This is a genomic window from Saccharopolyspora shandongensis (genome assembly GCF_900106995.1).
Taxonomy (GTDB): domain Bacteria; phylum Actinomycetota; class Actinomycetes; order Mycobacteriales; family Pseudonocardiaceae; genus Saccharopolyspora; species Saccharopolyspora shandongensis.
This window is the reverse complement of sequence record NZ_FNOK01000079.1, coordinates 26,197-35,788: the sequence shown is the minus strand read 5'-3', so window position 1 is coordinate 35,788 and position 9,592 is coordinate 26,197. Positions and strand designations below refer to the sequence as shown.

Sequence of the window (9,592 nt, the reverse complement as noted above, 5' to 3'; positions counted from 1 at the left end):
CTGCCGTGGCTGGGATTCGTGCCGGACAAGGTGTCTACCGCACCGCCGGTAGCGGTGGCCCGGCTGGCCGACCAGTTGGGTATCGACCCCGTCGAGCTGCGGTCCTACGGCCGGCGGGCGAAGACCCGCACCGAGCACCTGCGGCTGGCCGCGCAGTACCTGGGTTGGCACCCGCTGTCGACGCTGGAGCTCAAGGAGCTCGACGAGTTCCTGCTTGCGCAAGCGATGGAGCACGACTCGCCCACGCTGCTGTACGGCCGAGCAGAAGATGCGCGACGCGCTGACCGAGCGCGGGAAGTCCGGAGAGGACCGCCAGGCCCTGCTCGACGAACTCCTGGACATCATCTTCGACCTGGGGCTCGACGACGAGCGGATCGGCGGGTTGATCCGGGGCGAGCGGATCGGGTGGCCCCGCCTACGGTCAGCACGGGAGCAGACCGCGCCTCGGCTGCCGCGCGACCACGGGCACCTGGCTGCCCTGGATGGCTCTTACGGGTATCTGCGGCAGTTCACTCCGCAGGTCCTGGCCGCTGTCCGGTTCGCCGGCGGGACCGCGGCGGCCGGACTGCTGGAGGCGGTGGAGATCCTTCGGGAGCTCAACGCCACCGGCGCCCGGCGCGTCCCTGACAAGGCGCCGGATAGGTTCGTGCCCACGCGGTGGCGCGGCTACCTCGACACCGCGCGCAAGTCCGGAAATACCAGTGCCTACCGGCACTACTGGGAGCTGTGCACACTGCTCGGGTTACGCGACGGACTGCGCACCGGCGATGTGTACGTGCCCGGCTCGCGGCGCTACTCCGACCCCGCCACCTACCTGCTGACCTCGGACAAGTGGTCGGCGCAGCGCGTGGAGTTCTGCCAGCTCGTGGGCAAATCCGCCGACCCCGCCCGCGCCCTGGCCGCAGCCGAGGACGAGCTCGGTGAGGCACTCGGCGAGCTGGAGGAAGTCCTGGCCGCCGGTGACGGCCCGGTGCGCCTGGACGATGGCGGCGACCTGGTGATTTCCCCTCTGGCAGTGATGATGTTCGTGGTGACGCCGTCTGGCGGGTCTGACCCACCCTCTGACAGTGAGAACATCAACTTCTTCGGCGCCATCGAGGTCGACATCGAAGGCGAGCTCGCGCAGCTCGGCCCGACCGGGTACCGGCCGCTGCGCGTGCGCGACACGCTGTTCTGACCGATGAGAAGGTCAGCGGGCGGTACTTGTACTTACCCTGTTCGAGCGCGAGCCCAGCACACTTGTCGGGTCCTGGCACATCGCGAACTCGTCGCCGGTCATGGGGTCCTTCAAGGGATCCGCGCAGTCGCGTCGCTCATAACCGCACCATAGTTCCGGCCCTTCAGGTGAGATAGCCGAGCTGTTAGAGGTGCTGCGCCTGAACGTCGAGGACCTCGACCGCGCCAACCGCCGCGCCCGCACGATCCGCAAGGGCGGCAAGGAAGACGACCTGCTCTACGACATCCGCACCGCCCGGATGCTCGGCCAGCTCCTCGTCCGCCGACGCACCGGGCCGGTGTTCCTGTCCACCCGCCGAGTGCCCGAGGACGGCACCGCGCGCCCCGGAGAGTTCGACAAGGGCAGCCGGCGGTTCCGCATGACCTACCGCACCGCCGAACGACACCTCGGCACCGCGAGCAGCGGCTGGGACTTGCACGACCTACGCCATTCCCGGCTCACCCATGCCGGTGAGGACGGCGCCACCGAGGCCGACCTGATGAACCTCTCCGGCCACGAGGACCGCCGCACGCTTCAGCGGTACCTCAAGCTGTCCAAGGAAGGCACCCACCGACGGCTGGACGAGATCGACGCCCAACGCGGCACCTGGACACCCAGCGCGGAGGAACTCGCCGCCCGCATGACCACGCACTGATCAGAATCAGTGCAGGTCAGGCATATCCGCCCGAAATTTCCTGAGAACTACGGGAACCCCCTGATGCCCCGCGCCGGAGGTTTCCGCTGGTCACTCCGGCCGTGCGCGTTTCGGGGTGCTATCGCGCCCCGAAGCACTCACGGCCCCGGACCTGCCGGAACGCCACCTCCGGAGCAGCGCCTCGACCGGTATGACGAGGGGTGGGAACGCGGGTAGCATCGCGGTATGAAGGTGAGTGTGAGCCTGACCGACGAAGACGTCAGCTTCGTCGACGAGTACGCCCAGCAGATCGGCGCGCCCTCCCGCTCGGCGGTGATCCACCAGGCGATCACCCTGCTGCGCAGCGCCGATCTGGAAGACGCCTACGCCAGTGCCTGGGAGGAGTGGGACGCCGGCGACGACGCGCCGCTGTGGGACGCGACGGCCGCCGACGGGATCGCCGATGCGGCGCGGTGACCTCTACTGGGTCGACTTCGAACCGATCCGCGGCTCGGAGGCCAACAAGACCCGGCCCGCAGTCGTGATCAGCAACGACGCCGCGAACCGCAGCGCCCAGCGCGCGGGCCGCGGGGTGATCACCGTAGTGCCGGTGACCTCCAACGCCGACCGGGTCCACCCGTTCCAGGTGCTCCTGCGGGCCGACGAATGCGGCCTGCCCAAGGACTCGAAGGCCCAGGCCGAGCAGATCCGGGCGGTGGCGGTGAACCGCCTCGGCAACCGGATCGGAACGCTACCGCCCAAGACCCTCGAGAAGCTCGACAACGCCCTCCGCCTGCACCTGCGGCTCTGACTCGTCCGGCGCGGGTAGCGGGCCGCCTCGACTCCGGGATCCGCCGGTGACGGAGGCTCAGACCAGTGCCGGCAGGCCGACCGCGGCGTCCACGGCGATCGCCACGAACAGCAGCGCCAGGTACGAGTTCGACAGGTGGAACAGCTTCATCGGGTTGTAGGCCCGGCCGTTGCGCACCGCCGCGTGCATGCGCTGCGCGACGATCAGGAACGCCGCCCCGGCGAGCACCGCGAACGCCACGTACACCCAGCTCGTCACCGGCACCAGCAGCAGCGTGCAGCCCACCGTCGCCCAGCTGTAGGCCAGGATCCGCGCGGACACCTGCCGCGTGGTGGCGACCACCGGCAGCATCGGCACCCCGGCTCGCGCGTAGTCGTCCTTGTACTTCATCGCCAGCGACCAGAAGTGCGGCGGCGTCCACAGGAACACCACGCCGAACATCACCAGCGCCGGCCACTCCACCGTGCCGGTGACGGCGGCCCAGCCGACCACCACGGGCATGCAGCCTGCCGCGCCGCCCCACACGATGTTCTGCGAGGTCCGGCGCTTGAGCACCAGCGTGTAGACGAAGACGTAGAACAGCAGCGCGGCCGTGGCCAGGATCGCCGACAGCAGGTTCGCGCCCAGCCACAGCACGGCGAAGGACACCAGGCCCAGCACGATGCCGAAGATCAGGGCGTTGCGGCGCGGCACCTCGTAGCGCACCAGCGGGCGCTTCTTGGTCCGGTTCATCACCGCGTCGATGTCGGAGTCCGCCACGCAGTTGAGGGCGTTCGCGGCCCCGGCCGACATGGCGCCGCCGAGCAGCGTCACGGCCACCAGCCACAGCGACGGGATGCCGCGCTGCGCGAGGAACATCGCGGGGATCGTGGTGACCAGCAGCAGTTCGATGACGCGCGGCTTGGTCAACGCCACGTAGGCCGCCAGCACGCTGCGCCGGCGACCGGCGGGCGGGGCGGATTCGGGCGCGGCCGAGGAAGGGATGGCTGTCATGAGGCGCGCGATTCCTCCGATTTCGCGGGGCTCTGCTGCCCGACGATCGGCTTGCCCGCCATCCGCCGCTCGTGCCAGTGCGTCATCTTGCGCTCGGCGACGAACGCGCCGAACGGGATCGTGCCGGCCAGCAGCACCAGCAGCATCCGGCCGATCGGCGCGCGCAGCTGGGTAGTGGCGACCACGGCGACGAGCAGGTAGACCATGTACAGCCAGCCGTGCGCCACGCCGATGCGGAAGGTCCACGTCTCGCCGAGCTGCTGGGTAGCGGAACCCTCCGCCCACAGACCGGCGTAATGGCCGTACTTGAGCACCATCGACGCGCAGAGAAGGATCAACAGCACCGCGGTGACGTACGCCATGATCCGGTAGAACGCCAGCACACCAGGCTTCACGCCAATCCCTCAATCCCGCCTCGTGCTTGGAAAGACCGGTGTCAATAGACCGTACGCCACACGTCAGGAGGACCTGCGCCGGACCTGGTGCAAGAGTGGCGGCGCCCACCTTTGACCTGTTCTCGTGGTCATTCCAATACACCACGGCGGGGCTGTCCTCCCGAGACGACATCTGAGAACCCGCGGCGGTGCAAGCTGCGAGGGTGGGCTGAGCGGCTGCGCCGCTTGAAGCAAAACCGGCGACCGGTCAGATCATCCGGTACGCCTTGGCGATCAGCTCGAAGGAATGCAGCTTGGTTTCCCGGTCCGGGACGTTGGCGGTCAGCATCAGCTCGTCGGCGCCGGTGCGTTCGCGCAGCTCGTCGAGCCCGGCCCGGACGGTGTCCGGCGCGCCGTGCACGGCGTCGGCCAGCCAGCTGTCGAGGAAGCTCCGCTCCAGCTCCGAGTACTGGTACTCGCGGGCTTCCTGGCGGGACGGCTGCTTGCCGGGCATGCCGCGACGCAGCCGCAGCATGCTCAGCGCGACCGGGCGGATGATGTCCAGCGCCTCCTCGTCGGTGTCGGCGGCGACGGCCTGCACGCCGATCAGCGCGTACGGCTCGGCCAGCACCTCCGAGGGCCGGAACGACTGCCGGTAGAGCTCCAGCGCCGGCAGCGTGTTCTGGGCGCTGAAGTGGTGCGCGAAGGCGAACGGCAGGCCGAGCTCGCCGGCCAGCTGCGCGCTGAACCCGCTGGAACCGAGCAGCCAGACCGGCGGCGTGGGGCCGTGCGGCACGGACTGGATCGCGGCGTAGGGGTGGTCGACCGGGAAGTCGTCGCCGAGGAAGGCGATCAGTTCGCCGAGCTGCTGCGGGAAGTCGTCGGCGGACAGCGGCCCGGTGGTGCGCCGCAGGGCGCGGGCGGTGGCCTGGTCGGTGCCGGGCGCGCGGCCGATGCCGAGGTCGATGCGGCCGGGGTGCAGCGCCTGCAGGGTGCCGAACTGCTCGGCGACGACCAGCGGCGCGTGGTTGGGCAGCATCACGCCGCCGGAGCCCAGCCGCAGGCTGGTGGTGTGCGCGGCGAGGTGCGCGATCACCACGGCGGGCGCGGAGCTGGCGATGCCGGGCATGCCGTGGTGCTCGGCGACCCACAGCCGGTGGAACCCCCACTGCTCGACGCCGCGGGCCAGCTCGGTGGTGGTGCTCAAGGCATCCGCCGGGCTGTGCGCGACGCCGACCGGGGAGAGGTCGAGCACGGATAAGGGCACGGGCGAATCGCCGCGGGCGACGCCCCTGATCGGATCGTCCTGCGGGGAGGTCGCGCTGCCCTCGGCGCGCTCCGGCGTCACATCGGTCTCCATCGCCAAACCCAACCACCGGGCCATCGCCCTTGTTCCCCGGCCACGCCCGCTGTGCCCGCGATTACAACGCACCCACGCCGACGAAGGCTCCCAATTTTAGGCAAAATCGGAATCCACCCCGCCCCGGAAATCCTCCGCCGACGTCCGGGAGCTCCCGATTTTAGGCAAAATCGGGAATTCACGATCCCCTCGTTCCGAGCCGGGCGGCGGGCGGGTTCCCAATTTTAGGCAAAATCGGGAACCCGCCGCGGCCTCGCTTTCAGCCCGGGGTCAGCGCGTAGTCGCGAGTGGTTTCCGGCGCCGGGCGATGGGTGATGATCGAATCGCGGATCTCGCCCGCGCGGACCGCGCCGTTGGACAGCAACGACGATGTGAGGCCGTGGGTGTGCTCGGTGCCGCCCTGGAGGTAGATGCCGCCCTCCAGATCGGCGGTGGTGCGGATCCGGTAGTCGCGTTCCACCTGCAACCGGCCCTGGTCGTCGCGGGCGCAGTACCGGGCGGCGTCGCCGAGGATCCCGAACGGATCGCGCGGGCGGCACCCGGTCGCGTACACGAGCAGGTCGGACTCCAGCACCGTCCGCTCGCCCGAGGGCAGGAACTCGACGGTGACCGCCACGCCGTCCGAACGCGTCGAAACGTCGGTGACGCGGGAGGCGTTGAGGATCCGCAGCCGCTGCTCGCCGCGCACCTTCTCCTGGTACGCCCGCGAGTACAGCTCCTCGATGAGGTCGAGGTCGACCACCGAGTAGTTGGTGTTGCGGTGGTAGTTCATCAGGTCGCCGCGGACCTCCGGGGACGCCGCGTAGAAGTCGTCCACCGCCTGCGGGTCGAAGATCCGGTTGGCGAACGGGCTGTCGTCGGCGGGGCTGAACCCGTACCGGCTGAACACCGAGCACACCTCGGCGGCGGGGAACGTCCGGTGCAGGTATTCGGTCGCCTCGGCGGCGCTCTGCCCGGCACCGACGACGACGCAGCGCTGCGGCGCGTCGTCGAGCTCGCCGATGCGGTGCAGCAGATCCAAGTTGTGCCACACCCGGTCGCCGAGTTCCGCGCCCGCGGGCAGGTTCGCTTCGAGCCCCACCGCGAACACGACGTTGCGCGCCTGGTGCACCGTCGTCCGGCCGCCGTGGCGCACCGCCACCTCGAAGTGCTCTCCCCCGGGCCGGACCTCGACGACCTCGGAGTCGTAGCGCACGACGTCGTCGAGCCGGGTCGCGGCCCATTCCAGGTAGTCGTGGTATTCGACGCGGGTCGGGAACATCGTCTTGTGGTTGATGAAGTCGACCAGCCGCTGCTTGTCGTGCAGGTAGGAGAGGAACGAGAAGTCGCTGGCCGGATTGCGCATCGTGACCAGGTCCTTGAGGAACGACACCTGCATGGTGGTGCCCTCGATCAGCATTCCCTGGTGCCACCCGAACGCCGCCTGCCGTTCGAAGAACACGCCGTCGAGCCGGTCGGTCCCGGGCGCGGTGCGGTTGTGCTCCTCGATGGCGATGGCCAGCGCCAGGTTGGACGGTCCGAACCCGATTCCCAGCACGTCGTGGATTTTGTCGTCGACCGCAGACACGTCTTCCCCTCAGCTTCGCCGGCACCGTTTCGCGGGCACCCGGATCTACCGGCGAAATCCGCTGGATCGCGCCGGGGCCCGGACCGGGTCGTCAGTCCCGGTCGTGGTTGTGCTTGTCGTGGTATTCCGTTTCGGCCATGCCGTACTTCCAGTAACCGATGGCGAGGACGGAGTGCGCGTCCATGCCGCGGTCCGCGCGCAGGTGTCGCCGGATGCCGCGGACGATTCCGGATTCTCCCGCGACCCACGCCGAAACGTCCACGTCCGACGGCACTTCCAGCTCTTGCACGGCATCGATCAACCGCCGCGAACGGCCGGCCGTCACGCCTTCCCTGGGCAGCCAGGTCCACCGCATGTCCAGCGGCGTCTCGACGTGCTGCTGGCCGGTGGAGTCGCCGACTTCGACGAACACCTGGCCGCGCGCGGTGGGCGGCAGGTTCTCGACGATCGCGGAGATCGCGGGCAGCGCGGTCTCGTCGCCGGCCAGCAGGTACCAGTCGGCGGACCGGCAGGTCTTGCCGCCCGGCCCCATCACGCCGAGCCGGTCGCCGGGGCGGGCCTGCCGAGCCCAGTTGGAGGCCACGCCGTGCTCGCCGTGCAGCACGAAGTCGATGTCGAGCTCGCCGCTGGCCTCGTCGTAGCGGCGCACGGTGTAGGTGCGCATGGTCGGCCGCTCGTGCTGCTCCGGCCACCGGTAGCGGCCGGTGTCCTCGTCGATCACGGGCAGCACCGGGCGCTGCTGCCCCTGCTGCGGAACGAAGACCTTGATGTTCGGACCGGTGTGCTCGTCCAGGAATCCCGAGAGCTCCGCCCCGCCCAGGGTGACCCGCCGCATCGACGGGCTGAGTTCAGCCGTGCGCAGCACTTGCAGGTCGCGTGCCGGTGGCCGCTTGCGCCGGAGTCGATCCGCGGTACCCATCGGTCATGCATTCCTTCCCGCCGCCCGTGATCATGTCAGTTAAGGCTAACCTAACCATAGACGCCGGTCGTTGTCTTCCCCGCGGTGGCTCAGATCTCTACCGCCGCGCGGCGACGAGTTTCCGGCCCTGCTGCGCGGAATCCTCGATGCGCACCGCGAGGATCACGCCCACCAGCGCGAATCCGGCCGATACGAGCATCGCCAGGTGGTAGCCGCCGAGCCCGTCGGTGCCGGCGGCGGCCAGCACGGACGCGGTGATCGCCACGCCCAGCGCGGATCCGACCTGGCGCTGGACGTTGAACAGCGTCGAGGCCCCGCCGGTCGCGGACTTGTCGATCGTCGCGAAGGCGACGACCTGCAACTCGGCGGAAGCCGCGCCGACGAAGAAACCCGAAGCCAGCTGGACGGTCGCGGCGAGCCAGGCATCGCCGGGGCCGATCGCGTTCATCAGCGCGAATGACGCCGCGGCGCCGAGCATCGAGGCCGCGATCAGCCGCCGCGGCCCGAACCTGCGGTGCGCCCAGCCGACCAGCTGCGAGGCGATCATCAGCCCGATCGCCTTCGGCAGCGTCACCAGCCCGGTCTCCCACGCCGACGCGCCCAGCCCCGACTGGTACATCAGTGTGAACCCGTAGAGCGTGCCGAGGAATCCGGCGACGCAGGTGAACAGGATCAGGCTGCCGCGCCGGAACGACGCGTCGGCGAACAGCCTCAGGTCGAGCATCGGTTGCTCCGCCCGCAACTGCGTCCGGACCAGCACCGCGAGGCAGCCGATCCCGGCCAGCCCGCAGGCCCAGAAGTGCGGCGAGGCGGGACCGGTCTGCGACACCGCCTCCAGCGCGAACATGACCAGCCCCAGGCCCGGTGCGGCCAGGGCGAATCCGAGCCCGTCGAAGCGCTTCCCGGGCACCTCCACGTGCTCCGCCAGGAACCACGCGCCGAACAGCAGGGCCAGCAGCCCGACCGGCAGGTTCACGTAGAAGCCCCAGCGCCAGGTGAGGTGCTCGACGAAGAAGCCGCCCAGCACCGGGCCGAGCGCGGGGGCCACCGCCGTCGGCAGCAGCAGCACGCGGGACAGCCGGATCCGCTCGTGCGGCGGATAGGCCCGGAACAGCATGGTCAGCGCCACCGGGCTCATCACCCCGCCGCCGGCGCCCTGCAGCACCCGCGCGAGGGTCAGCTGCGTCAGGTCGGTGGCCAGCCCGCAGAGCGCCGACGCGACGACGAACGCCCCGAAAGCGCCTAGGAAAACCCGTTTCGTGCCGAAGCGATCGCCGAGCCAGCCGGAGACCGGGATGCACGCCGCCAGGCTGACCAGGTAGCCGACGTTGATCGCCGAGGTCGCGGACGGCGGGACGGCGAACTCGGCGCCGATCGCGGGCAGCGCCACGTTGACGATCGTGGCGTCCATGCCGTTCATGAACATCGCCGCCACGTAGCAGACGCACACCGCGACCTGCGGGCGAACGCCGCGCAGCACCGTCGCCATCAGCGCGCGGGCCGCATGTCGGTCCAGTTCACCTCGATGTGGTCGACGCAGGACTCCCGGTCGGCGGGGCCGTGCGCGACGCTCCATCCGGCGGGCACGTCGATCGCGGCGGGCCACAGCGAGTACTGGTCCTGATCGTTGATCAGCGCGTAGTACTCCGCGTCGGGGGCGTCGAACGGGTTGGTCATGTTCGTGCTCCTTGCAATGTTCACCCGAAACCCACCGCGCC

General features: G+C 69.9%; 11 protein-coding genes and 1 pseudogene. 5 read left to right on the top strand and 7 right to left on the bottom strand.

Annotated features, from left to right (window positions below):
* Window positions 1–18: 18 nt before the first annotated feature.
* From BLW84_RS49645 to BLW84_RS42490, 5 genes and pseudogenes are all read left to right on the top strand, one after another.
* Window positions 19–210: pseudogene (locus tag BLW84_RS49645) on the top strand (DUF4158 domain-containing protein); the annotation flags it as partial.
* Window positions 211–268: 58 nt separating this feature from the next.
* Window positions 269–1,177: a hypothetical protein gene (locus BLW84_RS48695; RefSeq protein WP_245761771.1), complete on the top strand. Its 909-nt coding sequence runs from the start codon at window positions 269–271 to the stop codon at window positions 1,175–1,177.
* A gap of 190 nt (window positions 1,178–1,367) precedes the next feature.
* Window positions 1,368–1,871 (top strand): site-specific integrase, encoded by a 504-nt coding sequence (locus tag BLW84_RS42500; RefSeq protein ID WP_177227000.1) that lies wholly within the window; start codon window positions 1,368–1,370, stop codon window positions 1,869–1,871.
* A gap of 225 nt (window positions 1,872–2,096) precedes the next feature.
* Window positions 2,097–2,327 carry an antitoxin gene (locus BLW84_RS42495; protein ID WP_093277906.1) on the top strand — a complete coding sequence of 77 codons (231 nt, stop codon included), beginning with the start codon at window positions 2,097–2,099 and terminating at the stop codon, window positions 2,325–2,327.
* Entirely contained in the window at window positions 2,314–2,661 is a 348-nt protein-coding gene (locus BLW84_RS42490) for a type II toxin-antitoxin system PemK/MazF family toxin (protein WP_093277904.1), read from the top strand. The genes BLW84_RS42495 and BLW84_RS42490 overlap by 14 nt, the downstream gene beginning before the upstream one ends.
* A gap of 57 nt (window positions 2,662–2,718) precedes the next feature.
* On the opposite strand, the gene BLW84_RS42485 is transcribed toward BLW84_RS42490, so the two are convergent.
* From BLW84_RS42485 to BLW84_RS42455, 7 genes are all read right to left on the bottom strand, one after another.
* Window positions 2,719–3,654 carry a heme o synthase gene (locus BLW84_RS42485; RefSeq protein ID WP_177226999.1) on the bottom strand — a complete coding sequence of 312 codons (936 nt, stop codon included), beginning with the start codon at window positions 3,652–3,654 and terminating at the stop codon, window positions 2,719–2,721.
* Entirely contained in the window at window positions 3,651–4,049 is a 399-nt protein-coding gene (locus tag BLW84_RS42480; protein ID WP_093277902.1) for a DUF3817 domain-containing protein, read from the bottom strand. Before BLW84_RS42480 ends, BLW84_RS42485 begins: the two co-directional genes overlap by 4 nt.
* Window positions 4,050–4,296: 247 nt before the next feature.
* Window positions 4,297–5,388 carry an LLM class flavin-dependent oxidoreductase gene (locus BLW84_RS42475; protein ID WP_093277918.1) on the bottom strand — a complete coding sequence of 364 codons (1,092 nt, stop codon included), beginning with the start codon at window positions 5,386–5,388 and terminating at the stop codon, window positions 4,297–4,299.
* A gap of 259 nt (window positions 5,389–5,647) precedes the next feature.
* Complete coding sequence (locus tag BLW84_RS42470) at window positions 5,648–6,955, bottom strand: lysine N(6)-hydroxylase/L-ornithine N(5)-oxygenase family protein (RefSeq protein ID WP_093277900.1); 1,308 nt, start codon at window positions 6,953–6,955, stop codon at window positions 5,648–5,650.
* A 91-nt stretch (window positions 6,956–7,046) separates the two neighbouring features.
* On the bottom strand, window positions 7,047–7,874 hold the full coding sequence (locus BLW84_RS42465) for a siderophore-interacting protein (protein ID WP_093277898.1): 828 nt from the start codon (window positions 7,872–7,874) through the stop codon (window positions 7,047–7,049).
* 97 nt (window positions 7,875–7,971) lie between these two features.
* Window positions 7,972–9,363 (bottom strand): MDR family MFS transporter, encoded by a 1,392-nt coding sequence (locus BLW84_RS42460; RefSeq protein ID WP_093277897.1) that lies wholly within the window; start codon window positions 9,361–9,363, stop codon window positions 7,972–7,974.
* Window positions 9,363–9,551, bottom strand: a complete 189-nt coding sequence (locus tag BLW84_RS42455; protein ID WP_093277895.1) for an MbtH family protein — start codon at window positions 9,549–9,551, stop codon at window positions 9,363–9,365. Before BLW84_RS42455 ends, BLW84_RS42460 begins: the two co-directional genes overlap by 1 nt.
* Window positions 9,552–9,592 lie beyond the last annotated feature (41 nt).

Coding starts and splice junctions, on each gene's coding strand:
- BLW84_RS42460 (WP_093277897.1), bottom strand. CDS start 9,363: ATGGCGACGGTGCTGCGCGGCGTTCGCCCGCAGGTCGCGGTGTGCGTC.
- BLW84_RS42465 (WP_093277898.1), bottom strand. CDS start 7,874: ATGGGTACCGCGGATCGACTCCGGCGCAAGCGGCCACCGGCACGCGAC.
- BLW84_RS42490 (WP_093277904.1), top strand. CDS start 2,314: ATGCGGCGCGGTGACCTCTACTGGGTCGACTTCGAACCGATCCGCGGC.
- BLW84_RS42485 (WP_177226999.1), bottom strand. CDS start 3,654: ATGACAGCCATCCCTTCCTCGGCCGCGCCCGAATCCGCCCCGCCCGCC.
- BLW84_RS42455 (WP_093277895.1), bottom strand. CDS start 9,551: ATGACCAACCCGTTCGACGCCCCCGACGCGGAGTACTACGCGCTGATC.
- BLW84_RS48695 (WP_245761771.1), top strand. CDS start 269: ATGCGCGACGCGCTGACCGAGCGCGGGAAGTCCGGAGAGGACCGCCAG.
- BLW84_RS42495 (WP_093277906.1), top strand. CDS start 2,097: ATGAAGGTGAGTGTGAGCCTGACCGACGAAGACGTCAGCTTCGTCGAC.
- BLW84_RS42475 (WP_093277918.1), bottom strand. CDS start 5,388: ATGGAGACCGATGTGACGCCGGAGCGCGCCGAGGGCAGCGCGACCTCC.